The organism is Enterococcus sp. DIV2371 (genome assembly GCF_050498525.1).
In the GTDB taxonomy this organism is placed as follows: Bacteria; Bacillota; Bacilli; order Lactobacillales; family Enterococcaceae; genus Enterococcus_B; species Enterococcus_B mangumiae.
The window spans coordinates 2,184,789-2,210,644 of sequence record NZ_JBIPAJ010000001.1; the positions used below are offsets into that span (position 1 = coordinate 2,184,789).

The 25,856-nt window shown below is 36.8% G+C and carries 29 protein-coding genes and 1 riboswitch; of the genes, 4 read left to right on the top strand and 25 right to left on the bottom strand.

Annotated features, from left to right (window positions below; translation table 11 throughout):
- Positions 1-249: 249 nt before the first annotated feature.
- The 6 genes from smpB to IGL24_RS10205 form a co-directional block, all read right to left on the bottom strand.
- Positions 250-714: an SsrA-binding protein SmpB gene (gene smpB / locus IGL24_RS10180; RefSeq protein ID WP_019723750.1), complete on the bottom strand. Its 465-nt coding sequence runs from the start codon at positions 712-714 to the stop codon at positions 250-252.
- A 27-nt stretch (positions 715-741) separates the two neighbouring features.
- A complete protein-coding gene (rnr, locus tag IGL24_RS10185; RefSeq protein WP_207699426.1) occupies positions 742-3,102 on the bottom strand; it encodes a ribonuclease R in 2,361 nt (786 codons plus the stop codon).
- A 2-nt stretch (positions 3,103-3,104) separates the two neighbouring features.
- Entirely contained in the window at positions 3,105-3,851 is a 747-nt protein-coding gene (locus tag IGL24_RS10190) for an alpha/beta hydrolase (RefSeq protein ID WP_207114954.1), read from the bottom strand.
- Between the two features lie 202 nt (positions 3,852-4,053).
- Positions 4,054-4,290: a preprotein translocase subunit SecG gene (secG, locus tag IGL24_RS10195; protein ID WP_010734881.1), complete on the bottom strand. Its 237-nt coding sequence runs from the start codon at positions 4,288-4,290 to the stop codon at positions 4,054-4,056.
- Between the two features lie 172 nt (positions 4,291-4,462).
- Positions 4,463-4,738, bottom strand: coding sequence for a GNAT family N-acetyltransferase (locus IGL24_RS10200; protein ID WP_206853578.1), 276 nt, complete (start codon positions 4,736-4,738; stop codon positions 4,463-4,465).
- 90 nt (positions 4,739-4,828) lie between these two features.
- Entirely contained in the window at positions 4,829-5,794 is a 966-nt protein-coding gene (locus IGL24_RS10205; protein WP_206853752.1) for an alpha/beta fold hydrolase, read from the bottom strand.
- A gap of 406 nt (positions 5,795-6,200) precedes the next feature.
- A riboswitch (PreQ1 riboswitch) is annotated at positions 6,201-6,245 on the top strand.
- A 23-nt stretch (positions 6,246-6,268) separates the two neighbouring features.
- Here IGL24_RS10205 and IGL24_RS10210 point away from each other — a divergent pair.
- The gene (locus IGL24_RS10210; RefSeq protein WP_429968439.1) at positions 6,269-7,243 is read left to right on the top strand and encodes a nucleoside hydrolase; all 975 of its coding nucleotides are present in this window, start codon (positions 6,269-6,271) and stop codon (positions 7,241-7,243) included.
- 7 nt (positions 7,244-7,250) lie between these two features.
- On the top strand, positions 7,251-7,829 hold the full coding sequence (locus tag IGL24_RS10215) for an ECF transporter S component (protein ID WP_207699428.1): 579 nt from the start codon (positions 7,251-7,253) through the stop codon (positions 7,827-7,829).
- 239 nt (positions 7,830-8,068) lie between these two features.
- Here the strand turns inward: IGL24_RS10215 and IGL24_RS10220 are convergent, their stop codons facing one another.
- The 11 genes from IGL24_RS10220 to IGL24_RS10270 form a co-directional block, all read right to left on the bottom strand.
- Positions 8,069-8,686 (bottom strand): sugar O-acetyltransferase, encoded by a 618-nt coding sequence (locus tag IGL24_RS10220; protein ID WP_207114956.1) that lies wholly within the window; start codon positions 8,684-8,686, stop codon positions 8,069-8,071.
- A 98-nt stretch (positions 8,687-8,784) separates the two neighbouring features.
- Entirely contained in the window at positions 8,785-9,111 is a 327-nt protein-coding gene (locus tag IGL24_RS10225) for a hypothetical protein (protein WP_207699429.1), read from the bottom strand.
- 3 nt (positions 9,112-9,114) lie between these two features.
- A complete protein-coding gene (locus IGL24_RS10230) occupies positions 9,115-9,408 on the bottom strand; it encodes a hypothetical protein (protein WP_206853570.1) in 294 nt (97 codons plus the stop codon).
- A 13-nt stretch (positions 9,409-9,421) separates the two neighbouring features.
- A complete protein-coding gene (locus tag IGL24_RS10235) occupies positions 9,422-10,996 on the bottom strand; it encodes a cutinase family protein (RefSeq protein WP_207699430.1) in 1,575 nt (524 codons plus the stop codon).
- Complete coding sequence (locus IGL24_RS10240; RefSeq protein ID WP_242699692.1) at positions 10,989-11,381, bottom strand: hypothetical protein; 393 nt, start codon at positions 11,379-11,381, stop codon at positions 10,989-10,991. Before IGL24_RS10240 ends, IGL24_RS10235 begins: the two co-directional genes overlap by 8 nt.
- Positions 11,382-11,790: 409 nt before the next feature.
- On the bottom strand, positions 11,791-12,183 hold the full coding sequence (locus tag IGL24_RS10245; RefSeq protein ID WP_207699432.1) for a hypothetical protein: 393 nt from the start codon (positions 12,181-12,183) through the stop codon (positions 11,791-11,793).
- 128 nt (positions 12,184-12,311) lie between these two features.
- On the bottom strand, positions 12,312-12,716 hold the full coding sequence (locus tag IGL24_RS10250; protein ID WP_429968440.1) for a hypothetical protein: 405 nt from the start codon (positions 12,714-12,716) through the stop codon (positions 12,312-12,314).
- A 104-nt stretch (positions 12,717-12,820) separates the two neighbouring features.
- Entirely contained in the window at positions 12,821-13,234 is a 414-nt protein-coding gene (locus IGL24_RS10255; protein WP_207699434.1) for a hypothetical protein, read from the bottom strand.
- A 138-nt stretch (positions 13,235-13,372) separates the two neighbouring features.
- The gene (locus tag IGL24_RS10260) at positions 13,373-13,756 is read right to left on the bottom strand and encodes a hypothetical protein (RefSeq protein WP_429966324.1); all 384 of its coding nucleotides are present in this window, start codon (positions 13,754-13,756) and stop codon (positions 13,373-13,375) included.
- A gap of 17 nt (positions 13,757-13,773) precedes the next feature.
- Positions 13,774-14,190, bottom strand: a complete 417-nt coding sequence (locus IGL24_RS10265) for a hypothetical protein (RefSeq protein WP_429966325.1) — start codon at positions 14,188-14,190, stop codon at positions 13,774-13,776.
- A gap of 179 nt (positions 14,191-14,369) precedes the next feature.
- Entirely contained in the window at positions 14,370-14,765 is a 396-nt protein-coding gene (locus IGL24_RS10270) for a hypothetical protein (protein ID WP_429966326.1), read from the bottom strand.
- A gap of 265 nt (positions 14,766-15,030) precedes the next feature.
- On the opposite strand from IGL24_RS10270, the gene IGL24_RS10275 reads away from it, so the two are divergent.
- Positions 15,031-15,210 (top strand): hypothetical protein, encoded by a 180-nt coding sequence (locus tag IGL24_RS10275; protein WP_206853557.1) that lies wholly within the window; start codon positions 15,031-15,033, stop codon positions 15,208-15,210.
- 189 nt (positions 15,211-15,399) lie between these two features.
- Positions 15,400-15,819: a hypothetical protein gene (locus IGL24_RS10280; protein WP_206853554.1), complete on the top strand. Its 420-nt coding sequence runs from the start codon at positions 15,400-15,402 to the stop codon at positions 15,817-15,819.
- Here IGL24_RS10280 and IGL24_RS10285 read toward each other — a convergent pair.
- The 8 genes from IGL24_RS10285 to IGL24_RS10320 form a co-directional block, all read right to left on the bottom strand.
- Positions 15,816-16,907, bottom strand: coding sequence for a WxL protein peptidoglycan domain-containing protein (locus IGL24_RS10285; protein ID WP_429968441.1), 1,092 nt, complete (start codon positions 16,905-16,907; stop codon positions 15,816-15,818). The genes IGL24_RS10280 and IGL24_RS10285 overlap by 4 nt on opposite strands.
- Before the next feature lie 100 nt (positions 16,908-17,007).
- On the bottom strand, positions 17,008-18,471 hold the full coding sequence (locus IGL24_RS10290) for a helix-turn-helix domain-containing protein (RefSeq protein ID WP_207114961.1): 1,464 nt from the start codon (positions 18,469-18,471) through the stop codon (positions 17,008-17,010).
- Between the two features lie 486 nt (positions 18,472-18,957).
- Positions 18,958-19,464 (bottom strand): hypothetical protein, encoded by a 507-nt coding sequence (locus IGL24_RS10295; protein ID WP_206853548.1) that lies wholly within the window; start codon positions 19,462-19,464, stop codon positions 18,958-18,960.
- Positions 19,465-20,160: 696 nt separating this feature from the next.
- Entirely contained in the window at positions 20,161-21,459 is a 1,299-nt protein-coding gene (gene eno, locus IGL24_RS10300; RefSeq protein ID WP_206853545.1) for a phosphopyruvate hydratase, read from the bottom strand.
- Between the two features lie 116 nt (positions 21,460-21,575).
- A complete protein-coding gene (gene tpiA, locus IGL24_RS10305) occupies positions 21,576-22,331 on the bottom strand; it encodes a triose-phosphate isomerase (protein ID WP_206853542.1) in 756 nt (251 codons plus the stop codon).
- 94 nt (positions 22,332-22,425) lie between these two features.
- Entirely contained in the window at positions 22,426-23,616 is a 1,191-nt protein-coding gene (locus IGL24_RS10310) for a phosphoglycerate kinase (protein WP_010734863.1), read from the bottom strand.
- A gap of 105 nt (positions 23,617-23,721) precedes the next feature.
- The gene (gene gap, locus IGL24_RS10315; protein WP_206853540.1) at positions 23,722-24,723 is read right to left on the bottom strand and encodes a type I glyceraldehyde-3-phosphate dehydrogenase; all 1,002 of its coding nucleotides are present in this window, start codon (positions 24,721-24,723) and stop codon (positions 23,722-23,724) included.
- Positions 24,724-24,763: 40 nt separating this feature from the next.
- A complete protein-coding gene (locus tag IGL24_RS10320; protein WP_206853537.1) occupies positions 24,764-25,855 on the bottom strand; it encodes a sugar-binding transcriptional regulator in 1,092 nt (363 codons plus the stop codon).
- Between the last annotated feature and the right edge of the window lies 1 nt (position 25,856).

Consider the following 25,856-nt stretch of genomic DNA (forward strand, 5'->3'; position numbering starts at 1 on the left):
ATCTGGTTTTTCTTTATCGGTTTCTAACCAAACGGTATCATACCACCATGAAACAGAAATTTCAAAGCATTTTCATGAAAACTAGACATTTTTTTATTTCAGTCAAAAAATCATAAAAAACACGGATGATACAATGCCATGAAACCGAGGAAAAACCTTTGATAATCATGTTTCATCAGATTAAATGCTAACAAATTTTATCACTAAGTAAATCTAAAAGCACCGAATATGCGAAAAAGGATAATGAAATTATCTAGAGAAATTTTTTAATGTTCGATCAATTTGACGATCGACATCTTTTCGCTTCAAATCTTCTCGCTTATCATACGATTTTTTCCCTTTAGCTAAACCGATCAAGACTTTCGCATAGCCATCTCGAATATAAACTTTTAAAGGAACGATCGTTATACCAGTGTTCTTAGTTTCACTTGATAAACGTGCGATTTGCTTTTTATGCAGTAACAACTTTCTAGTTCTCAGTGGATCATGATTAAAGATATTCCCTTGTTCATAAGGGCTGACATGGACATTATGCAAAAAAGCTTCGCCATTTCTAACACGAACAAATCCATCTTTTAGATTGATACGACTATTACGAATAGATTTGATCTCTGTACCTTGTAAAACCATTCCTGCTTCCATTGTGTCGATGATCGAATAATCATGGCGAGCTTTTTTATTTTGTGCAATCAATTTTCCCTCGCCTTTTGGCATTCTACATTCCCCCAATTCATTTTTTGATTATTTTTTCTTCTTTTTCTTGTTGATGCCTTTGTAAAAAGGTTTTTTCCCTTTTTTACCCTTTTCTTTTTTTGGACCATATTTACTATCGGCCTTTTTTGGACGTTTTTTCTTATCCATTTGCCGGTCACTTGTTTTTCTTGAAGGTCTGCCTTGTTCTTTTCTTCTTGCCTTCGGTGCTTCCAGCGGCGCCAATTCCTCCGCAGCGACTAATTCAAAATCAACTGCACGCTCGGTAGGATCTGCTTTGACTACTTTGACACGTACTTTTTGACCGATCTTGAATGTCAATCCTGTCCGCTCACCCACTAAGGCTAGATGGTTTTCAATATAGTGGAAATAATCTTGACGCAATTCATTGATGTGGATCAATCCTTCCACGGTATTAGGCAGCTCGATAAACAGCCCAAATTTCACCACAGAACTGATGATACCATCAAATTCTTCGCCAACCTTATCCATCATGAATTCAGCTTTCTTCATTGAATCGACTTCACGTTCTGTTTCAACTGCACGACGTTCCATTTTCGAACTATGATCCGCAATGTCAGGCAGTGTTTGTTCCCAATACTCTTGATTACTTTCACTTGGATCTTGACCATAGGAACGAATCAAACGGTGGACGATCAAATCTGGATAACGACGGATCGGTGACGTGAAATGCGTATAATATTCTGCTGCTAACCCGTAATGTCCAAAATTGTCCTCAGAATAGCGTGCTTGTTGCATACTTCTCAACAACATGGTATTGATCACAGCTGATTCAGGTTTTTCCTCGACGTCTTCGATCACTTTTTGTAAGTCCTTAGGTGTGATCGTTCCCTTTGTTCCTTTGACCAAAATCCCTAAAGCAGAGGCAAAATCAAAGAAACGTTGCATTTTCTCTTCTTTTGGTTGCTCATGGATACGGTAAATAAAAGGGAACTTCCCACGAGAATAATGTTCTGCCACCGTTTCATTGGCCGCCAACATAAAGGATTCGATCAACCGTTCACCTACGCCACGACTCCGCAATTGGATATCTTGAGGGTGACCTTCTGGATCAACTAAAATCTTAGCTTCACGATCCTCGAATGAGATTGCGCCACGTCGGATACGCATCGTTTCTAAAATCTCATGCAACTCACCCATCGCCTGGAACATAGGGACCAAAGACTCATACCGAGTCATCGTTTCTTCATCTTGTTCCTCTAAGATTTGATTCACTGCGGTATACGTCATCCGCTCAGTCGTTTGGATCACACTTGGGAAAATTTCATGAGAAATAATGTTCCCAGTAGGATCGATCTCCATTTCGCAACTCATCGTTAACCGAGGTACCTTAGGATTCAACGAACAAATACCGTTTGATAACCGCTGTGGAATCATTGGGATCACGCGATCTGTTAAATAGACACTCGTTCCACGTTCATACGCTTCACGGTCTAATTGACTGCCTTCCGTTACATAATACGAAACATCCGCAATGTGAACGCCTAAAAAATAATTCCCATTCGCTAATTTTCTAACAGTGACCGCATCATCTAAATCTTTGGCATCTTCCCCATCGATCGTCACGATCAATTGGTCACGTAAATCTCTGCGGCCAATCAAATCTTCTTCACTGATACTATCTGGTACGGCATCGGCTTCACTCAATACGTCATCAGGAAATTTAGTCGGGATTCCGTTAGCCACGACGATCGATAAAATATCCATTCCAGGATCATTTTTATGTCCGATGACTTGTTTGATGATGCCTTCTAAACTTGTCGCGTAGCTTTTTTCCGGATAATGTGTCAATTCGATCAACACGATGCTTCCATCTACTGGGCGGACACCTTCTGCTGCGGCATAGACTTTGAATTGATTCATTTTTTTATCTTTAGGGATGACTACCCCATAAAGATCTGTTTCTGCCATTTCGTCATCCGTATAAGCAATGAACTCTCCCGCGATTTGCGTAGTTGCTCGTTGACGAATTTCAACAACTTTCCCTTCCGCTCCACGATCTGTAAAAGCATCCGCCGTTTTGACGATATCGATCGCAACAGTGTCTCCATCCATCGCATATCCTGTTGCTTCCTTAGGGATATATACATCATCTTCTTCAGGGTCGATCGTCACAAAACCGAATCCTCGCTCGTTTGCGCGAAAGATCCCTTCGATCAAAATCGGCTGAAGCGGCAGTTTGACTTTACCTTTTTTCGTAAAGACGATACTTTGTTCTCGTTCCATCTGTGCGATGGTTTGTACTAATAATTTAAAATCTTCACTTTTTTGAAAGCCTAGCCCTTCGGCAATCTCTTCCATCGAAAAACTTTTCTTTCGACTACTTTCAATAAAGAAGAGGATTTTTTCTTTTAATGTTTCTTTTGTCATTTTTACTCCTCATTCCAAGGTAAGTTCTCTAGAAAATCCAACACATCTTTTTCAAAGGCTTTTCTTGCTACTCCTACTGTGATCACATGTTTGCTTTCAGGATACCAATGTAGGGAAATACCCGTATGTGCAAGTTTTTTGGCTGTATCATAGACACCATAAGGATCAATCATTTCATCTTGACCCGCTTGAGCCATGAAGACAGGCGTTTGGATATCTGACAACTTACTTTCTGTAATTGCTGCTTGTTCTTGAATGTCTCTTAACTGTTGCTCTACACGTGGGCGGAAAGCGACGACTTTTTGTTCGATCGTTTCCTCAGATTCTCCAGCAATTTTCAAGACATGACGTACATAGTTCTCAAAGTTTTCTGGCACATGGTTTTCTACTGGAGAAATCGGCGAGCAGAAAAAGCCGCCGCCTACCAGAGAAATCTCTGATAATGCTCGAACTGCAAAAATGCCTCCCATCGATAATCCTAAAACGGCGATGTCAGAAAATCCTTCCTCATGCAGAAATTGAAGCGCTTGTTTTGTATCTTGCCACCAAGTTTCAGCATCTTGATCTAAAATCTCGTTTGGTGCAAGCGTCCCATGCCCAGTAAAAGTGGGCGCATAAATCGTATAGTTTGATTTTTCTAAAAAACGAGCTAACATTCGTACATCGTTCGGACTACCCGAATACGCATGTAATAAGAGAACTGCGCGCTTCCCATGTTTTTCATAAATAGGTTGTGGTAGACTTTTCATTTAATTCACCTCATTAGCCTTATTTTACCATAGTTAACAAATACCTTCTTATATAACGGTCCCTTTTCTATTCAACAAAAAAGGTCTGGGATAATTTCGTTTCCCAGACCCTCTATTTATTTGAAAAATCGATGAACCTTCAATCTATCCTCTAAATCTGCTCTAAGCAAAGAACCACTTCTGCTCTTTGGTTTTAAACGATTTACTTAGAAGATAAAAATGCAAGTACGAATAACAAAATCATCCATACAGCGCCCATAACAGCTGTCGAGCGTTGCATTACTGCTTCAAATCCACGTGCTTTTTGCTTTCCGAATAATTGATCTGCTCCACCTGTAAATGCACTTGCTGCACTATTTTGTTTGCTTGGTTGCATCATGATCGCGATGACCATCATAATTGATATAACGATAACGATCCCTAAAATAATATTATACATCAAACAGCCTCCTTTCTCAAAATATCGTCCTTCTAACTTTATCACATAACACGCCTTGTGACAACAGTGTTTCATCAGATGGTCGATGTTTTAAAGCACACGATTGGAGGGCTCGCTAGTTGATTCTCTAAGGAACTGCGATAGTCTTCAGTTTTTCCGCATTCTTTGGTATTTATTTACGCCAAACATCCTGATATTCAGCTTTTCTTTCAAACTCTGCTTTCGCATACGGACATAGTGGGATCACTTTTTTACCCGTACGTCTAGCTACGTCCACTCCGGTCGCAACCAGTTTTTCTGCTAATTTCTGTCCTCTAAAAGCTGGATCAACAAATGTGTGGTCAATGATCATAATATCCGGACCGGCATCAGACCAAGTCATTTCACCAATTTCTGTTTGTTCATCATCGAACAGTACTAAACGATTCTTTTCTTCTTTGATTTCCATTTTTTCACGCTCCTTATTCTTAAATAACGAACACTATTTTTACACTCTTTGATTTTACCAGTCCTATTTTTTTCAGACAATCATTTGTACTTATAATTGCACTCTTTGTTCAATGAATGAGAAAATCACTGTCCAGTAAGTATCTGGATCTTTGCTGACCGCTTCTAAATGCTCTGCTCCCGGCACTAGCAATAAGGCTTTATCTCCTGCTGTCGCATTTTGGATCGTGTACGCTGCTTCCATTGGCACAAAATGATCATGTTCACCATGGATGATCAGCACTGGTAAATGGTTGCTTCCTAATTGTCTCGTAGCAGAAGCTTGTTTCAAAGAGTAGCCAGCATACTTTTGGGCATATCGATTGGCATATCTCATGATGATTTTTTTCGGAAACGCCGTTAACTTACTTAACATATAACGAAATTCTGAATAGACCGATACAAAACCACTATCAAGAATCAAGCCTTTCACCGCACTCGGCAGCTTTTCTCCGCTAGCCATCATGATTGTCGAAGCACCCATGGAGCCTCCATGGAGTAGAATCGTAGCTTCTGGTTCTTTTTTTAAGATTTCATTGATCCAGAGAATCAAATCCAAGCGATCCAACCAGCCCATTCCAATGATTTCTCCTTCACTTTCCCCATGCGCACGTAAATCTGGAATCAAAACATTGAAACCTTTCTCTGCGTATTTCTTTCCAATGTAAGACATGTCTTTTTTGCCTGTACTACGATAATCGTGAACACAGATCACCCATTTTCCTTTGTTTGCATAAGAAAAGAACATTCTGCCTTTTAGTTTCAATCCTTCATGGCTTTTAGTCGTCACACTTTCGCCCTTTTGCCAAAAGTCTTCCGCTAAGTCTTCTAACTTTTGCCGTTGTTCATCGACCGTCGTCAAAGAAGCTGGGTCCATCAATTGATGCCCTGTTTCTTCATACCAAGGATAGCCTCGTTGCAATCCTATTTTGATCAATTTTTTAGCATATAGATAAGCAACAAAATGATAACTAACGATCATTAATAACATAATTAGTAAAATATAAAAAACAACCACTTGCATCCCACACTTTCTACTTGATCAGCCAAACAAAAAAACAAGTCTATAAAAAAGAAGCAATCTCAGGAAGCCTGGCATTTGAATTTTATAGCCTTCCACTTATTCTCAAATTGCTCACTTCATTTTTTTCGCTTAGTTCAAGTTTATCTAATACATGGTACTCTAAGGTTTGTACCATATCCAATTCACGGTTCATTTCCATTGTACCATTTTCTATAAAAGAGGCAGACAACGAACTATTGATATGTTCTGTTTTTTTATATGTCGATCCATTTGGAGAAGATTCTCTTCGTTCTTCTCACATACAGATCTTCTGAAAAAAAGATTAATTATTTGCATAACATTTACATTCGTCTTAAAAATAAGTATACTAATGCCGTGCATTGGAATCAAGGGTGGACCCCTTGGACTGGTTCGGAAACTTCCCAGGATAAAAAACTAAGTGTCTCTATAGAAAGGAGATTGGAAATAATGCGAAAGGTTATTATTGATTGCGATCCTGGTATCGATGATACATTAGCGCTCTTATTTGCATTAAAATCACCAGAAATCGAAGTTGTCGCAATCACCACCGTTTGTGGAAATGTTCCCGTTCATTTGGGAACAGAAAATGTGATCCGTTGTTTAGAACGCTGCGATCGACTAGACATCCCTGTCTACCAAGGTTCAGCAACCCCTCTAAACACACCATTTATCAGCGCACAAGATACACACGGCATGGATGGTCTTGGGGAAACAAATTTCCCGTTAGTATCAGATAAACAAGCTGAAACGATCCATGCCGTTGATTTTTTAGCGAATTATTTTGCTGAGAAACAAGATACTTCGTTGATTGCGTTAGGGCCACTCACAAATGTCGCCTCTGCTTTACAGAAGAACCCACGAATAGGAAACCAGATGGATCGGTTTGTTTCAATGGGCGGGACATACAAAAGCCACGGCAATTGTTCACCTGTAGCAGAATACAATTACTGGTGTGACCCTGATGCAGCTGCCTATGTCTTTGAACATCTAGGGCAAATGATCGAGATGGTTGGCTTAGATGTCACACGAGAAATCGTCTTTACGCCGACGATCCTAGAATACTGTTGCCAACTTGCGCCACAAGAAGGAAACTATTTAAAAGCAATCACACGTTTTTATTACGACTTTCATTGGCAGCAAGAACGCATCCTCGGTTGTGTCATCAATGATCCTTTAGCAGTTGCTTATTTCATCGATGAACAACTATGCCAAGGTTTTACTAGTTATACCGCTGTGGAAACACAAGGCATCAGTCGTGGTCAAACCTTAGTTGATTGTCACGATTTTTGGCAGAAAAAACCAAATAGTCTGATCATGACAGATGTTGACACCTCTCTTTTTTTCCGGAAGTTTTTAGCCGTTCTTTTAAATGCACAAGAAGAATTGATAAAAAAAGATCTGGAAAGATTAAAGATGGGATGAAATGAAGATGACACAAAAGAAAATCACAACAAGAATGATCACAATCATGGCATTAAGTATCGGAATCAACTTTCTCGGCGGAACGATCGCTTTATGGCTCCGATTACCCATTTATCTTGATTCAATCGGCACGATTTTTGCCGGTGCCTTACTTGGACCAATTCCCGGCGTTTTGACAGGATTGAGTAGTAGCTTACTTAGTGGCGTGACAATGGACATGTTCTCTTTGTACTACTCGCCGATCCAAATCATCACAGGATTGCTCGCAGGTTTGATTTTACCTAAGAAGTTGCATGAGCATGGACTGAAAAGCCGACTTTCATTATTAATATGGACATTCGTGATCTCAGCGCCTGGAACCATTCTAGCTTCACTTATCACGATTCAATTATTTGGTGGTATCACTTCATCTGGTTCAAGCACCATCGTTCAACTTCTTTACGGATTGGGGCTAAACCAAGCAGCCAGTGTCACCATCGTTCAAGCCGCAACAGATTATTTAGATCGTTTGCTATCCGTCCTTGTCGTTTCACTTGTCGTCTTGAAACTACCTAATCAAGCAGTGGCAAAATCAAGAACTCGTTGATGAAGTGATAGAAAAAACGATTATCGCTAAGTAATAAGAAACACTGCTTATTAAATACCGTTTATTCAATGAGTTACAAGATGACGCTTCTCACAGGCAGTTAAATAAAATACCCGAACGATCGAACAGTTTCTCTGCATTCTAGCAGAAATCCCTTCGCTATCGTTCGGGTATAATTTTTATCCAAAAACTTTCTATACTGTTTGACTGGAATAGAAAAACATAAACGCCTTATGATATCATTCCACCAATAAAGCTTTATCTTCGTCTTTGAGCATCTTCTCTCGGTCTTTGTACTTGATTGGTCGAATAACTTTACAAGGATTCCCCGCAGCGACCACATTTTCTGGTATGTCTTTTGTCACGACACTTCCCGCGCCAATAATGCTATTTGCACCGATCGACACACCTTGCAACACATGCACTCCCGCACCCAACCAAACTCGATCTCCAATATGAATCGGTTTCGCATAAACGACATGATCAGCGCGTTCGAACGGATCTTCTGCATGATTGGCTGCATACAAACCAACTCTAGGCCCTACATAAACATCATTCCCAATCGTCACTTCATGGCAATCCAGAATGATCATGTCATGGTTGAGATAAACATTGTTTCCTATAGAAATATTGAACCCAAACTCACATTGGAAATTCGACTCAATATAGACATTTTCACCCATTGAAGCAAACAGATCCCGCAAAATCATATACTTGTAATGATTTTCAGAATTCACGAGAAAATTGTATCTTCTACATTGTCTCAACGCATGATTTCTTGCTTGTACAACTTTTAAGTCCATATCATCATATGGTAACCCTGTATTGGTTAGTCCTTTCACATCATCTTCGCTCATCTTTTTCCTCCTAGAACTTAAGTGCTTACACGTATTGTACCAGAAAGTCGTCTTTCTATAAGGAAGAGCGATTTGTGAAAAAACATGGAAGTTTTTTTCTAGTAATTTATTTCTTGAATTCTTTCTCTTTCTGTTCGATATGACCTTGTTAACTCCTGCTCTTTTTCATCTAATTGTTGCGCATAATTTTGAGCTGTACGTATGAGATCATGATCTATCGTCTCCATTTGATGATAGAACTGTCGACTATCCCAATGATGATTCTTCGTTAAATACATGATTTTTTGTACCAATTGATCAGTTTCTTTCCTAAAATTTACTAGCTGATTATCTATTTCTTCTTGCTGACGGTGTATCTGACGTTTATTTTGGTAGAACTGTTCTTCTAAATGTTGTAGTTTCCGTTGTTTCTCAACTGTCTCCATTTTTTATCCCCTTTTCACAGGTGTGATCAATGTTGGCTGTTTCATTTGCTTCACATACTGTTCTGCTGCAACCGCACTTTCCCCTTCTAACGCGCCTTTCAAATTAGTCGGTAAAACACTATTTGTTTGTTGATACATTCCTTCTGATATTTCTTTTAAGGATTCGATCGAGGTTAACTTTGTCTGGCTGATTCGACTTTCTTTTGCAAGAATAAGTGCTTTTATAGCTACTCGTTCCCGTTCTTTTTGTTCTTGTCCAAGTCTCTCTAGAAATTCTTGTAATTCTCTATCTTCCATCGCTAAACTCCTTTCACTTGATTTTAAATAAATTATTTCCTGCATGTCTGTCGTATTCTGAGAGATTATTTGCTACTACTGACATTTTGTTACTAAACTCTCCCAACTTCTCTTTGTATTGCTTCACTTGATTCGTATTTAATGAGGCTTGTCCACTGTCCCATAAATTATTTTTTCCATAAGGTGAAATCATGTCTTGCACTTCCCAATAAGTCAAATAATTTCTAATCATTCCTGCACCATCTAATAATTCTTTCGCTATTGCATTGATTTCATCTTCAAATTCTTTTTGTGCATTTTTGAAGATCATCTCGTACTCTTCCCCTATATTTTTTGCCTTTTGGATGATAGTCTGAACTAGTTCGGACTGTAAAGTGATTTTTTTAGAACCTGAAGATTTAGAAATTTTTTTATGTAATTCGTTGACTGTCTCATTCCACTCACCAGCAACTTTTGCTTCTGCAATAATCTTGGCATATTCTTTTTCGAAATCTTTATATTCTCCAGATAGCAACAGTTTTATGACTTCTGTAAAAGATAACCCGCCTTCTGGTGTTTCTTTTACTAAACGATTCAAATATTTATCGATCAATTGAGAAACCTTTATACCTGCAGCAAAAATGTAACCATGTTCGTTTAAATTCGCCTCTTTAAGTGTCCCATCAGGATTTATTTGAAACTGTCCAAAATCATGACTCGAGCCGTCTTTATCTTCCATATCAAATGTGGTGTTAAACGATTTAGGTAATAAATAGCGGACATTACCAATCTCATCTACCCCAGGCTTATTTCTATTTAACATCGAAACAATATCAAAAGCGTTGACATAATAGTCGATTTTTCCTTGCTCTTCCAACATTTGGATATTTTTTTGTGCCTGTTCAGACATTTTATTAATACTTTCACGTGCATCAGGTCCTTGAAACAAAACAACCTTGTCGATTTTGGCAATATCTTTTTCAGGGAGATTCACTACAGCTTGAATCGATACCATCGTTCCCAAAGAATGACCTGTGACAGCCATTGTAGCATTGGGTGCTTCTGTAGCCATTTCCGTTATCTTCTGGTGCATGGCTTGATTTGCTAATTTTGCCTGCGGAATATAGGCATTTTTTGTGGTAAACGCCTGATTATTATGCCACCAGTCATTGAGATTCAAGTTACTTGAAGAAATACCATCACTGCCTCTAGTGACAAAGTAAGTGTGTTTGGTCTCTATAGATAGCTTAGGCGTGTCCGTTACATAATAAGCATTGAAGCCAGCTTTCTCATCCGTCAAAAGGCCTTGCTTATATGTGTTTTTCACATAGCTTTGCACTTCATAGCCTCCATTTACTTTCGGCACTCGTATGTTTCCTAACTCTTTGACTGTTTTTACGGTGGTATCGGGTTGGAGATAAACCACACCGTTGTTGGGTAACCGTTTACCTCCTTTTGTTAACTTTCTATTAATTTTTTTATCTTTAGAGAAGTCAAATTTTCTTTTTACCTTTATATTTTGGTAATTTGTAAAAGAATTGGGTCGATTATTATAAGCACTTTCTGCTAGGCTAGCAAAAATATTATCAAAACTCTCTAAATTACTCATAAATTCTACCTCCTACATATAATGAGCTTAGAAGCCCTATTGTATCAAGTTCAGGCATATTTTTTTCATCAACTCCAAAACTTAATATAAAGTTTGACTCCTCAATATCATTAAATTTCCCATTAATGGTCAGTAATTTTCCAGCTCCCATAGGTGTTCCATTACCTATATCCTCAACTTTTAAACTATCCCATTCATACCTAACACTTTGAATCTTTACATTTTGAGATTTCACATACTCTGTCATTTTGCTTTCATGTTCTTTTAAAAAAGCTATTTGTCTTTCTTTTTCTGTTGGTTCGCTCATTTTATTCACTCCTATCGTTGTCAAAAGGACTAATAATACACCTATACTTACTGAAATCAACCATTTTTTCTTTACCATTTGATTATCCCTCATTCCTTGATCTTCTAATTTTTGTGTATGTTCTGACAGTCTTTCGATATTTCACCTAATTGGGCCCTTAAAACATAACAACTTTGTCGATTTTAACATTGTCTATTATTCGAGAACATTTATTAGTATGTACTTTACTCTGTTTACTTTTGGAACACCTATTTCTCCTAACTCTTTGACTATTTTTACGGTAGCATCAGTTGGAGGATAAATTTTACCGTTATTTGGTAACTTTGCTTCCTCATCAGTTACATCCCTATATTAATCAATCTCTTCAATAGAATAATCAAATTCCACTTGATTCATACTATTTCAATATTTCTAAATAGTATTAGGCGGACTATTATAGCTACTTTCGACTAAATTGGCATAATATTATTGAAATTCTCTAGATTTCTCATAGAAGCATCCCCCCAATTCTAAAAGAATTAAAAGCAGTCATACTTCCTATCACTGGCATTCTATTTGTTTTTTCAAGACTGAATTGTAAATAAAAACTGGAGTCAGGAATATGATTGAATTTTCCTTCAATTGTGAGTGCTTCTCCTGCCCCAAAAGGAAGTCTATTTCCAATCATAATAACTTCTACACTTTCCCAGATATATTGAACGCTTATGATTTTATCATTTTGTGACTTTACATATATGGTCATTTCTTTTTCATGTTCTTTCAAAAAAGCGATTTGTTTTTCTTTTTCCGTCGGTTCTATTATTTTTTTCATTCCTAGCACGCCTAAAAGGATTAAGATGATAGTCAAACTTACTACAATAATTTTCTTCTTTTTCCCCACCTATTTATGCTTTTATCTTTATGTAATCAATAGTTACAAGCATACGTTATATTTTTGATCTCATTTCTTCTTGATGTTCGATTAAATGCCCTGACTATACCAAATTTAATATTCATTTGTATTTCACCTTATTGAAAGCTTTTAATTTTAGTAGGATTTGAAATATTATCAGTATAAATATATATTTCAAACCCATCAATCTTTTTATCTGTTTCATCAAAAAGACTGATATTGACAGCTATGGATTTAGGCCTAAACGCCATGCCCTGTACAACTCGAACTGTTTCCCATTCATACTCAATATTTTTAATTTGATAATTTTTTAAAATTACGTAATCGTTTCTTTCCTTAACATATGCTGTAATTTTTTTCTCGTGCTCTTTCAAAAAAGTTATTTGTCTTTCTTTTTCTGTTGGTTCGCTCATTTTATTCACCCCTATCATTGTCAAAATGACTAATAATATACCTATACTTACTGAAATCAACCATTGCTTCTTTCCCAATTGATTATCCCTCATCCCCTGGTTTTCCAATTTTTAACTACTTTCATACATAAGTATCGGGTTAAAGTAGACTGTGCTTACAGGTTTTTCATAACTATTTTTTTTATTTGTAAAAATGGAAAAATTTTTATGAATCATCTAAGTTCACCACTAGTTAACTCCTCCATTGCTTCTTCAAAATTATTGGTCGCTATCTCTTCTATCTTAGTAGGTTTTATTAAGTTATTTGGTAAAACTTGAATTGCTCCACCATCTATTTCATTTTTATCAATGTCATATAACTCAATATCAACTATGTACATTTTTTGGGTAAAAGCTCCGCTATCCTCTATCCTAAATGATTCCCAATCATATTTAATAATAGCTATATTGATTTGTGAATTTTTCTCTATAATGTACTTGGTTAATTCTTCTTCATGTTCTTTCAAAAAAGCAAGCTGTTTTTCTTTTTCTGTTGGCTCATTCATTTTATTCATACCTATTGTTGTAAAAAGGGCTAATAGAAAACATACGCTTACTAGAATCAGCCATTTTTTCTTTTTCCCCAATGGATTATCCCCTCATTTTTTTCCAAAGATTCATAAGCAAAACTATTTAGTTTTACTTTGTGCGGTCTTTGAAATCAAATTACATAAACATTTAAATTGATTTTGAGATTAGTCATTTATCTACATCATTCAAGATCTTTATTCTAAAATATCATTCGTAGTCCACATATCATTTATAGCAGAATACTCATTATTTACATCAATGACTAAAGTATTTCCTTTATTATAGTAGTTTTCTGCACTACTTTTTTTCTTATCAATAACATCAAATTTGATTGCCAGGGTTGGCCTTGAGAATGCCATACTTTGACTGTGTTCTACAGATTTCCAATCATATTTGATTTCGATTTCTGAATGACTTTCTTGTTTTATATACTTAGACAATTTCTCTTCATGTTCTTTTAAAAAAGCAATTTGTTTTTCTTTTTCCGTCGGTTCCATTATTTTTTTCATTCCTAGCGTGCCTAATAGAACTAAGGTAATAGTCAAACTAACTACAATAATTATCTTCTTTTTCCTCACAAGGCTTTCTCCCTTCTCTAACTGCAACTATAGTAATCATAGTTAGCATTGATCGTATACATTTTTTCTATCTTCTTAGGCCTATTAACATCATCTGGATTTATAGCGAAACCAAATGAATTTATTTCCTTGTTATTCTGATCAATAATTTGTATTCGAATAATAAAAACCTCACCGGCACCTTGCGGAAGTCCATTCCCCACTATCTCTTGCTCTAGTGAATCCCAATCAAACACAACTTTATTAACGATTTCATTTTGCTGCTTTACAAATTCTGTCATTTCTTTTTCATGAGCCTTTAAAAAGACTATTTGTCTTTCTCTTTTTGTTGGCTCGTTTATATTCTTTAATCCTATCGTTGCTACAAGGATTGCTACTATACTTATACTTACTAGGATCAACCATTTTTTCTTTCCCAATTGATTATTCCCCATTCCTCGATCTTCCAAATTTTGGATATGTTTTTGTATATGTTCAGTCAATCTATCAATACTATCATCTGTATCAGGGATTTTTTTAACAAAACTGCGTTTTTGATTTTAGCAATATTTTTATTCGAGATTCTTTTTGGTATATAATTGTGCAAAATCAGCATATAGCTTGATTCTCTATATCAGCGATTAAGTTCCTCATTATTTATTTGTTGTCCATAATGTAAAGTTGACATATCAGGTATATTATTTTGATTTAATTCTATATCCAGTCTGAAATCCATATATGGCTTATTATTTACAAATCCAAAAATTTGAATTTTTTTGCCAGCTCCACTAGGAAGACCATTTCCGATAACTACTTGGTTAACATTATTCCAATCATAATTAATCGCTGTTACTTTTTCCCCTTCGGATTGATTAATATACTCCGTCATTTCCTTTTCATGTGCTTTTAAAAAGGTTATCTGTTTTTCTTTTTCTGTAGGTTCGCTTATTCTAATAATTCCTATCGTTGTCAAAAGAACTAATAGTATACCTACACTTACTGGAGGCAACCATTTTTTCTTCTTTTCCAATTGAATATTCCCTCATTCCTTACTCTTCAAATTTTCGGATACTTCTTGTGTATGTTCTGACAGCACAGCAATACTTGATAGTATTTGCTACTTGTACTACTATTTACTTATCTGCTTCGTTCATTATTACTATACGTAATTTTTGTCTATTAAAATTAAAATTTATTGGATAAGAAGCATATAGGTCGTATACGGATGGTTTTAGTCTTATACGATCATAAAGAAATGCTTATTTCGTCGAACCATTTTACAGAGGGAGGCAATTATGTTAAGAAAAACAAGTTTAGTAGTTGGTTCTATTGTTCTAGGAATTTTAGGTTTTAGCCCGATGCTATTATCAGTCGTTCGAAAAAACGACGTCAACGGGGATACAAAATTAAATCCAAAGTATTATGATCAGTTAGAAGAGCCTCTGTTTATTTCGGAAAATAAAAAAAATAAATGATTGTTCGTTTTGTAGACGATACCAGACATGTCTTGGTATTGTCTTTTTTGATATGGATGTGACCTTTACTGTTTGATATATTACATAATAAAGTAAATAGGCTATAATGAACTTGACCACCTCTTTTTAACAATACACAGGAAAACTCACTATATTCATTACTCAAACATCATTCGGAGGTGACTCGTCATGAAGAACCAACTTGCTTTTAAATTTTTACCCAAGTTATGGACTTCTATTTTGTATCTTGTGGTGATTGCTGCTGGATCTTTTATGTATTTATCAAAACATTGGGATATAACGATTTTCACCTCGATTTATTCGGATTTTTATCTTCATATTTCAAACTTTTCAATTAGTTTGATTTTAGGTTTGATTCCTTATTTTTGGTTATTGATGGGTGCAAAGTTCAATTATATCATCATTTTTTCTTTACTTTTACTTGTAGCAAATGCGCTATGTGAAACTGTACTCGGGTTTATAAACACGCCGGATATCATTGATATGTATTTTGGCTTTGCTGGAACCGGAATTTCTTTTCTCACATTATTGATCATTTATAAATTTGGCCTTTCGCCTAATAGCGAAAAACGAGAATCGCAGCCTTAGCTGTTGATTCTCGTTTTCTTATATTTAAGATAAAGTATTACACTTATGACAATCAATAGAGTAGAAAAAATGATTAATAAACCAATCACCCATATATTGTTGCTTTGATTGACAACAACATGATTCGAGCCGTTTGTTTGTTCAATCAATTGTTCAAGTGCCTCTTTTGTATAGCTAAATCTAGTTATTTTCTCCTTGCCATCAACAGTTATGATGAATTGATACTCCCCAGATACCAATTCTGCATCACTAACTAAGGGCAGATTCAGCTTTGTTTTAGTCATTGGAGTTAATGCAATTGCGCGTGTCTCAATTTCCCCTTCAGAAATGATCTCCCCGTTTGGATTGATTACTTTATATGGTCCATTTTCCGCAAAAGTCACCGTAGGATTATTATTAAGTACATAGTAATCAAGTTTTATAGCATCCTGTGAGTTTACAAATTCAAACTCATCATATGTTTGTTCCTTTTCAGTATCTAGTTCATTCATTTTAAGGTGAAACAGGAGTACTTTCTCATAAACATGAACGATATCTACGGAATCTTCATTACTTTGCTCACTTAGAGTTTGAGAGAAATTCACCCCACCTAAAACTTCCCCATCAAGTTCTTCAGTGATATTGAGCGAAATTATGATCGTTTCGCTTTGATTCGCTTCAACTTTTATTTTTCCATCTTCAAGTTCACCATTCTCAGTAGCTATCTTCACATATTTGGCTAAGTCATAATTTTTATCTAAAAGATTTTCTTTGTTTTCCACATAAGTGACACTTCCCATCGTAGATAATGCAACCGATGGAAAGACGGCAATGTCTAAGTCTTTGTCGCCTATATTTGTAATTGTTGCTGTAAATTCATAGTTCTTATTAAGTTCTGGACTAAATTGTATATAGCTATCGCTGATCTCGTATTCTTTAGGTTGTACATCTACTAGAATCGATGCTGGATTTTCCTCGGAAGCATCAACCGGTTGTATGTAAAATAAACATCCTATGAATAATACGAGAATAATAGAAGAAACGCGAAATAACTCATATTTTTTTATTAAACTGTTTTTTATCATCATGGCTCCTATCCAATCTACCAAGAACAGTATTCTGGATTTTGCTAACATTTCTCAGCTTCTATCCAGTATTCCTGTATTCAAGTATTTATTTTCCTAGTAGCGCAAGAACTAGCAGAACCTGTTAACCTAGTTTTGCAATGATCCTTGCTTGAACAACTGTATTTAAATTGTCCCAGTGATTTTTATTATGGATATCCCTAAAGAAAGCAAAATCCTGTGATTCTTCATGAAACAAAATGCCATCAGAGACTAGAACGTCAGCTCCCTCAATAGTAGAAGTAAAGTTAATGATTTTCCTATTAAATATAGTCAGTAATTTATTTTGGATCACTGGTACATATTCAGGATGGTGTAACATTGAAATAGCGATGATCACTGTCTCGCTATTTTGGATAGGCAAATAATAAGATAAGATGTACGCTAACTTATTCGCAAATATCTGTCGATCGCCAACTTTTAAATCCCTATTTTCAACTATTTTTAATACTAGATTCTTCACTTCCTGGATTCTACTGTCAGGACTATGTTGATTGGCCATTCCTTTCAAATTTTCAAAATAAATATTTTTATATGCCCAACTATTAATGACACTTTCATATAAAATCACATTTTCAACTTCAGGCTTTATATTATATTTATTTGACAACGTTTCTACGACATCAATCGAAAAATCAACGATCTCATTACTACTGATTCGTTTGAATTTTTCACCTAAAAATATTTTATCTCGCTTACTTGTCGTTTCAGGTATTAGAAGTTGTCTGCAAAAATAGAAGAAAGCAATTTCTTTTTCCCTATCTTCGATATTTCTAGTTGGTATTAGTTTGGTCAATGAATCATCTTCGTACAACTCTTTCATATTATCGAATATCTCTAGCGCTTCTTTCTCTAAATCTTGCACGAGATACCCACGAGAAACTGCATTTTCAAGTATCGAGAAAAGAATATCATGCTTCACTTTAGTTGTTTTTAAACTTCCATAGCCATCTCCCACTAAATCAATGTTTACTCTTGTCTGGCTATCCGCAAAAACATTATATGCCATAACTTGTACTAAATAATGATACGTTCTGATGGACTTCTCGTTTCCTTCCAAAGAAATTGATTCGAAGTTACTATGAATAGTGATTGGGATTTTTTGTTTCTGAAAAATGTCTTTCAGCCGACTGATCAATTTATAGCAATAAGACTTACTAAACATCAACTTATCAGAAATATCCACTACCCGAGTTTTTCGATGTTTCAAAAGATACAGCAACAATTGAAAATAAGGTGATTCATTAAAAAATTTTTTCTTCAAATTGACAAATACTTGAAGCAATACTTCCTGATTAAATCCTTCGATTAAACCGATCGTACCTTTTTCTAGCAAAAAGAAAGAGGAAAATGTGAAATCCAATTGTTCGAAGTTTTCTTCGAGTTCAACTAGTAATATTTTCGTTTGATACATCGTCAAGTTTAATTCCACGCTCAATTTATTTAATGATAAATATTTTTCTGTTACTAGAACTGTAAATAACTTCAACATTTCGCTTTGCTTTTTTGTTAAGTAATGGCTACTAAATGTATCCATTATATATTCCATGTGTTCTACCAACCTTCATGTTAGAGGATTCTAGACTAAGAGAAATTTACTTAGTCAGAATATTTCATTTTATTTTCCGTGAACGATGCCGCTGTTTCCATGTTCTACTTGAATTGCTAGCGTTTTTTCCTGCCATATACAGACTGTTTTTGTTGCTGAAACCGTGAATTTTTGAGCATGTATCCCTAACTTTTAACTAGATGATGTTTTTAACAATAGCCACTTATATCTACTAAGTTTCTTACTGTCAGATCAATCAACTATAATGGAAACAGCTTGCTGCATGAAAGAATAAAAGAAGGAACACTGATTCGCCAATCAACAAGAACATTTTTTATTGATCGTATCAGCATTTCTTCTTTGATTATTCTATAGGACAGATGAAAGGATGTAAGTATTCCATATAGCACCCCATACTATTTTGTCTACTTCGTACCTTCCGCTCTTTTTATCTATCACTCCATTAACAACTGGCAATAATTACTTTTACTCAGGATTACTCCCCCAAGGATTATTCACTTCTTGTGCTGTTAAAATGATTTTGACGCTATCATCTCTGTTTGATCGCCAGACATAATCATTTGCATCTAAAATGACATCGAAATCTTTTTCAATTTTCGTTGAGCTCATTCTCATTACCTGTTGTGCTTGAAGATACGGATTAGAAGGCTGTACATCTAGTCCATTCCCATATTGGTCAAGTTTTGCAAAAATGTTCACAAAAACATCTTCAGATTTTGTATTATTTACTGTGGCGGTTGCTTTCAAGGTCTTCGTTTGTTTTCGTACATCTGAATTCAAGTCAAAATCTGATAGTTTGAAATCCACTTTATTCGTTGTGCCTTCGTCGAAAGTGATCGCTAATTTTCCTTCTTGCACTTCAATCGGAATTTGTTTTTCACTATTTACCTCGGATGCATTTACCAAGAGTGGTTTACTACCTACTAACAACAAAGTTGATAATAGAATTGTCATTGATACCTTTTTTTTCATTGTTGGATAGCCCCCAGAATTTAATATTTTTTTCACAAAATCAGTTTACATTAAATTCCCGTGGACGGTTTATCCGAACATTCAACTCTTTTTTTAAAAAAGGATAATCCTTCCCATAATTCTTTGTTACACGATCGAAACTTAACATTTCCTATGAACTAGATTTACTATTTTTGTTTACTTGTAAGACACATCTCTAGGTCTTTGACTCAAGAAGTTTTCATTTCAATTGTTCTGTCAGTCATGGTTGCCAAAAATAATTCAAATGACTGCTGGTGCTTCAGTAGATGACTGCTGATCTTAGTCCTTACACTCATTTTTGTTAGAACAGGATATTTCACATGTTTTTGCTTATTTAAACACATGTGCGAGTGACGTCAATAATAGCTGGCGCATTGATTGAGGATGAAAAACAGATGATGAGGATGAAATAATGAGGAATTGTTCGTCGTGTTGAGTATCAATAGACTATAACATAGTAGAAACCAAAAAGAAAGGTTATATATTTTTCGGTTTTCATATCGTAAAAAGTCGAATCGTTTTCACAGTGCGATTGTTTTCACCGTCCATGATCAAACCTATTGACTACGAACTACCTTACTTATAGTTGATTGGTCGCTTTTATCTCTAAGAAAACCAAAAAAATACCCCTCTCATGTCATACGACACAAGAAGGGCATTTTTACAATCATTTGATTATTTGTTTTTTAAGTTGTAGAAAGATTTCAAACCTTTGTACTCTGCAACTTCACCAAGTTGGTCTTCGATACGTAATAATTGGTTGTATTTCGCAACACGGTCAGTACGTGAAAGAGAACCTGTTTTGATTTGGCCAGCGTTTGTTGCAACTGCGATATCAGAGATTGTTGAATCTTCTGTTTCACCAGAACGGTGAGAAACTACTGCAGTGTAACCAGCTTCTTTAGCCATTTCGATTGCTTCGAAAGTTTCTGTCAAAGTACCGATTTGGTTAACTTTGATAAGGATTGAGTTAGCAATTCCTTTTTCGATACCTTCAGCAAGTTTTTCAGTGTTTGTTACGAACAAGTCGTCACCCACTAATTGAACTTTGTCGCCTAGAACTTCTGTCAATTTCTTGAATCCGTCCCAGTCGTTTTCGTCTAATCCATCTTCGATTGAGATGATTGGGTATTTAGATACTAATTCTTCGTAGAATTTGATCATTTCGTCAGTTGTTTTTTCGCCTTCGCCTGAGTCAGCTAATACGTAAACACCTTTTTCTTTGTCGTAGAATTCTGAAGAAGCAGCGTCCATTGCAAGAACAACGTCTTTACCAGGAACATAGCCAGCTTTTTCGATTGCTTCGATGATTACTTCGAAACCTTCTTCGTTTGAACCAAGGTTAGGAGCGAATCCACCTTCGTCACCAACTGAAGTTGCTAATCCACGAGATTTCAAGATTGCAGCTAATGCATGGAATACTTCCGCACCCATACGTAAAGCTTCTTTGAATGTTGGCGCGCCAACAGGCATGATCATGAATTCTTGGAAGTCGATTGAGTTATCCGCATGTGATCCACCGTTGATGATGTTCATCATTGGAGTTGGCAATACTTTTGTGTTAAATCCGCCTAGGTAGTGGTATAAAGGCACTTCTAGGTAATCAGCAGCTGCACGAGCAACAGCGATTGATACGCCTAAGATAGCGTTCGCGCCTAATTTACCTTTGTTAGGAGTTCCGTCTAAAGCGATCATTGCTTTGTCGATAGCCATTTGGTCACGTACATCGTAGCCAATGATTGCTTCAGCAATGATGTTGTTTACGTTGTCAACAGCTTTAATTACACCTTTACCGCCGTAACGAGCTTTGTCTCCGTCACGTAATTCAACTGCTTCGTATTCACCAGTTGAAGCACCTGAAGGAACCATTCCACGGCCGAAAGCACCGCTTTCTGTGTATACTTCTACTTCGATTGTTGGGTTACCGCGTGAGTCTAGAATCTCGCGAGCGTAAACATCAGTAATAATTGACATGTTTTGTCTCTCCTTTGAGTTTGGTTTTTTCCTAAGGGATTTCCCTCATATACGATTTTAGTTAATTTTGTGTCTTAGTGCAAACATTTCTTGCATTTTTCACAAATTTTCAAGAATTATTTTACAGCGTCAAGTAATGCTAAGAATGAATCCGCTTCTAAGCTAGCTCCGCCAACTAATGCGCCATCCACATTTTCTTTCGCCATGTATTCAGCAATGTTCTCAGGTTTTACAGAACCACCGTATTGGATGCGTACTGCTTCTGATACTTCTTTGCCGTAAAGTTTTTCAACTGTTTGACGTACCACGCCACAGATTTCGTCAGCGATTTGAGCATCTGCTGATTTACCTGTACCGATTGCCCAGATTGGTTCGTAAGCAATAACTAGATTACTTACTTGACCTTCTGTTAAGCCTTCAAGTCCAGCAGTGATTTGTCCTTCGATCCACTCAGCAGTTTTGTTTGCTTCGTAAGTTTCTAATGACTCACCACAGCAAAGAATTGGGATCATGCCGTTTGCGAAGATTGCTTTTGCTTTTTTGTTGATGTCTTCGTCAGTTTCGTGGAAATATTCACGACGCTCTGAGTGTCCGATGATCACATATTGAACACCTAAGTCAGCTAAAGCTGCTGGAGATGTTTCACCAGTGAATGCACCTGAGTTTTCCCAGAAAGAGTTTTGTGCAGCGATTTTTAATTCTGTACCTTCAGCTGAAGCCATTAATTCTTGTAAGAATAATGCTGGAGATCCAATAACTGAATCTACTTTATCATTTGAAGGGATGTTGTTTTTTACTGCTTCTGCGAAATCTTTTGCTTCAGATGCAGTTTTGTTCATTTTCCAGTTACCAGCGATAATTGGTTTACGCATGATATGCACTCCTATTCAGAATGAAAGAGGACCACAGATTTGAGCAATCTGTTGGTTATCCTCTCACCATTTTATTTGTTCATTGATTTAATGCTTATTTGTCGTTGATCGCAGCTAGACCAGGTAATTCTTTACCTTCAAGCAATTCTAAACTTGCACCGCCACCTGTTGAGATGTGAGTAAATTTATCTGCGAAACCTAATTGTTCAGCAGCAGCTGCTGAGTCACCGCCACCGATGATCGTTGTTGCATCTTCAAGGTTAGCGATTGCTTCACAAACACCGATCGTACCTTTGGCAAAGTTACTCATTTCGAATACGCCCATTGGTCCGTTCCATACAACTGTTTTTGCTCCTTGCAATGTATCAGCAAATAGTTTAACAGAAGCAGGTCCGATGTCTAATGCCATCAAGCCTTCAGGAATGTCGCCTTCGATGACTTGTGTTTCCACATCATTTGAGAATTCAGGCGCACACACGTTGTCGATCGGTAAAACTAGTTTGTCGCCAGCTTTTTCGATCAATTCTTTTGCTAAAGCTACTTTATCCGCTTCAACTAAAGAGTTACCGATTTTGATGCCTTTTGCTTCGTAGAATGTGTAAGTCATTCCACCGCCGATCAAAATTTTGTCTGCTTTAGGAATCAAGTTTTCGATGACACCGATTTTATCTGAAACTTTCGCTCCACCTAAGATCGCGATCATCGGACGTTTTGGTTCTTCGACTGCTTCGCCGATGAATTTGATTTCTTTGTCCATCAAGAATCCAGCAACTGTTGGGATACCTGTTGAAGCGATCCCTACGTTAGAAGCATGCGCGCGGTGCGCTGTACCAAAAGCGTCATTGACGAATACATCGCCTAAAGAAGCCCAGTATTTACCTAAGTCAGCGTCATTTTTGCTTTCTTTTTTGCCGTCGATGTCTTCAAAACGAGTGTTTTCAAAAACAACTACGTCGCCATCTTTCATGTCAGCAATCGCTGTTTCCAATTCTGAACCACGAGTTTCAGGAACGAAAGTCACTTCTTTACCTAGCAATTCGCCTAAACGTTTTGCAACTGGTGCTAAAGATTTTCCTTCTTTATCTTCTTCTGTTTTCACACGTCCAAGGTGAGAGAAAAGAATCGCTTTTCCGCCTTGCTCCAACACATAATTGATTGTTGGTAACGCTGCTTTGATACGTGTATCATCAGTGATGACGCCGTCTTTCAAAGGAACATTGAAGTCAACACGGACAAGGACTTTTTTATCTTTTAAATCAATATCTTTGACTGTTTTCTTAGCCATTTGATTTCCTCCTAAATAAACATCTTATCAAAAAAAGCGGAGAAGCGCGATTGCTTCCCCGCTTTTAAGTGTACATGGATATAGGTTACACTTGTACGATTTATCTTATAAGTTAGCGAAGTATTCTAAAGTACGTACTAATTGTGCAGTGTATGACATTTCGTTGTCGTACCAAGCAACAGTTTTAACTAATTGTTTGTCGCCAACAGTCATTACTTTTGTTTGAGTAGCATCAAATAATGAACCGAAAGTCATACCAACGATATCTGAAGAAACGATTTCGTCTGTGTTGTAACCGTAAGATTCGTTTGCTGCTTCTTCCATTGCTGCATTAACTTCATCAACTGTTACGTTTTTATCAAGAACTGTAACTAATTCTGTTAATGAACCTGTAGCGATTGGTACACGTTGAGCAGCTCCGTCTAATTTACCGTTCAATTCAGGGATTACTAAGCCGATAGCTTTAGCAGCACCTGTTGAGTTAGGAACGATGTTTGCAGCAGCAGCGCGTGCACGGCGGAAGTCACCTTTAGGATGAGGTCCGTCAAGAGTCATTTGGTCACCTGTGTAAGCGTGGATAGTTGTCATTAATCCTTCAACAACACCAAATTTGTCGTTCAATGTTTTAGCCATAGGAGCTAAACAGTTAGTTGTACATGAAGCACCAGAGATAACTGTTTCTTTACCAGTTAATGTTTCATGGTTTGTGTTGTAAACGATTGTTGGTACATCATCGCCACCAGGAGCTGAGATAACAACACGTTTAGCACCAGCTGTTAAATGTTTTTCAGCAGCTGATTTTGAAGTGAAGAAACCAGTACATTCTAGAACGATATCTACGCCTAGTTCGCCCCAAGGTAATTCTTCAGGGTTACGGTTAGCTAAAACTTTAACTTCTTTTCCGTTTACGTTGAATGAACCTTCGTGAACTTCAACTGTTCCGTTGAAACGTCCTTGAGTTGTATCGTATTTTAACAAGTGTGCCAACATTTTAGCATCTGTCAAATCGTTGATTGCTACTACTTCGATTCCATCTACATCTTGGATACGACGGAATGCTAGACGTCCAATACGTCCAAAACCATTAATACCTACTTTAACTGTCATTTAAGATTTCCTCCTTATGAAAATCAAAAAAATATTTATTTTAAAGGGATACCCCTTTTAAAATCTCATTTGCAGCGGCTTCATCGGTAATGAGCCACGTTTGTTTTGGTGCATTATTCATATACGCTCGAATCGCTTTGGCTTTGGCTTTCCCTCCTGCAACTGCAAGAATGATGGGAACCTTTGCTAAGTCTTTTAATTCGATGCCGATTCGAGGGACTTTATACACCACTTCTCCTTTTTCATTGAAGAAATAGCCAAAAGATTCCGCAACGGCATTGGCCTGTTTCAACATCAGCAATTCTTCTTCATTCATCTTTCGTCGCGCTGCCATATGCAACGCCCGTCCAATACTATGAATAACACAATTTGCCTCACTTATCAAGTTTAACACTTCTTGTATAGACGGCTCATTGAGTAGTGAATTGTAAGTAGCCAAGCTTAATTGTTCCGGCACATACAATGCTCGGTGTTTTCCATTTGCCTTTGTAGCCATTCTAGCACTGACTGAGTTCGCTTGTACAGTAATCGCCTCGCCGATCCCACCTCTTGCGGGTACAAATAAGTTATGGCGTTTGCTATTTTCTAAGCTGGTCAGTTGCTCTGCGACGATCGCCATCGTTGTTCCTCCCATGACTGCGATGATATTATCACCTTCTGGAAGTAATAGATTCAAAGATTCGTCCAAGGCTTCGCCAAAAGCATCTGCTACTTTTGGTTGTTGTTCACTGTTTCCAGAAACAACGATACAGCGCTGATTCCCAAAATACTCAGATAGTTTCATTTCGATCTGATGCATTCCTAGAAGTTGGTCCATAAAGCTTTCGAGGCTTTGATAGACTTCTTCTCCCTTTTTTGTCAGCGTCATACCACTTTTAGAGGCGTTGATCAGTTCAAGTTGTTTGAGCAAATCCGTTTCTGTTCGTAAAACACGTTCGGTCATGCCCATGCTTTCCGATAAACTACGACGACCAATTGGCTGCATCCAGTAAATATTGCGCAAAATCTTATAACGTTCTTGCAAAACATCCATGATGTCTGGTGCAACAGCTTCAATCAGTTTCAATTCATCTAACATAGCGATCTCCTTAGTTGGACACTTTTTGTCCAATGTAGACTCAAAACGACCCATG

Excerpts from the sequence above, each read along its gene's own strand:
- smpB (WP_019723750.1), bottom strand. The coding sequence starts at position 714 with ATGCCAAAAGGCGAGGGAAAATTGATTGCACAAAATAAAAAAGCTCGC.
- rnr (WP_207699426.1), bottom strand. The coding sequence starts at position 3,102 with ATGACAAAAGAAACATTAAAAGAAAAAATCCTCTTCTTTATTGAAAGT.
- IGL24_RS10190 (WP_207114954.1), bottom strand. The coding sequence starts at position 3,851 with ATGAAAAGTCTACCACAACCTATTTATGAAAAACATGGGAAGCGCGCA.
- secG (WP_010734881.1), bottom strand. The coding sequence starts at position 4,290 with ATGTATAATATTATTTTAGGGATCGTTATCGTTATATCAATTATGATG.
- IGL24_RS10200 (WP_206853578.1), bottom strand. The coding sequence starts at position 4,738 with ATGGAAATCAAAGAAGAAAAGAATCGTTTAGTACTGTTCGATGATGAA.
- IGL24_RS10210 (WP_429968439.1), top strand. The coding sequence starts at position 6,269 with ATGCGAAAGGTTATTATTGATTGCGATCCTGGTATCGATGATACATTA.
- IGL24_RS10215 (WP_207699428.1), top strand. The coding sequence starts at position 7,251 with ATGACACAAAAGAAAATCACAACAAGAATGATCACAATCATGGCATTA.
- IGL24_RS10220 (WP_207114956.1), bottom strand. The coding sequence starts at position 8,686 with ATGAGCGAAGATGATGTGAAAGGACTAACCAATACAGGGTTACCATAT.
- IGL24_RS10225 (WP_207699429.1), bottom strand. The coding sequence starts at position 9,111 with ATGGAGACAGTTGAGAAACAACGGAAACTACAACATTTAGAAGAACAG.
- IGL24_RS10230 (WP_206853570.1), bottom strand. The coding sequence starts at position 9,408 with ATGGAAGATAGAGAATTACAAGAATTTCTAGAGAGACTTGGACAAGAA.
- IGL24_RS10235 (WP_207699430.1), bottom strand. The coding sequence starts at position 10,996 with ATGAGTAATTTAGAGAGTTTTGATAATATTTTTGCTAGCCTAGCAGAA.
- IGL24_RS10240 (WP_242699692.1), bottom strand. The coding sequence starts at position 11,381 with ATGGTAAAGAAAAAATGGTTGATTTCAGTAAGTATAGGTGTATTATTA.
- IGL24_RS10265 (WP_429966325.1), bottom strand. The coding sequence starts at position 14,190 with ATGGGGAATAATCAATTGGGAAAGAAAAAATGGTTGATCCTAGTAAGT.
- IGL24_RS10275 (WP_206853557.1), top strand. The coding sequence starts at position 15,031 with ATGTTAAGAAAAACAAGTTTAGTAGTTGGTTCTATTGTTCTAGGAATT.
- IGL24_RS10280 (WP_206853554.1), top strand. The coding sequence starts at position 15,400 with ATGAAGAACCAACTTGCTTTTAAATTTTTACCCAAGTTATGGACTTCT.
- IGL24_RS10290 (WP_207114961.1), bottom strand. The coding sequence starts at position 18,471 with ATGGAATATATAATGGATACATTTAGTAGCCATTACTTAACAAAAAAG.
- IGL24_RS10295 (WP_206853548.1), bottom strand. The coding sequence starts at position 19,464 with ATGAAAAAAAAGGTATCAATGACAATTCTATTATCAACTTTGTTGTTA.
- eno (WP_206853545.1), bottom strand. The coding sequence starts at position 21,459 with ATGTCAATTATTACTGATGTTTACGCTCGCGAGATTCTAGACTCACGC.
- tpiA (WP_206853542.1), bottom strand. The coding sequence starts at position 22,331 with ATGCGTAAACCAATTATCGCTGGTAACTGGAAAATGAACAAAACTGCA.
- IGL24_RS10310 (WP_010734863.1), bottom strand. The coding sequence starts at position 23,616 with ATGGCTAAGAAAACAGTCAAAGATATTGATTTAAAAGATAAAAAAGTC.
- gap (WP_206853540.1), bottom strand. The coding sequence starts at position 24,723 with ATGACAGTTAAAGTAGGTATTAATGGTTTTGGACGTATTGGACGTCTA.
- IGL24_RS10320 (WP_206853537.1), bottom strand. The coding sequence starts at position 25,855 with ATGGGTCGTTTTGAGTCTACATTGGACAAAAAGTGTCCAACTAAGGAG.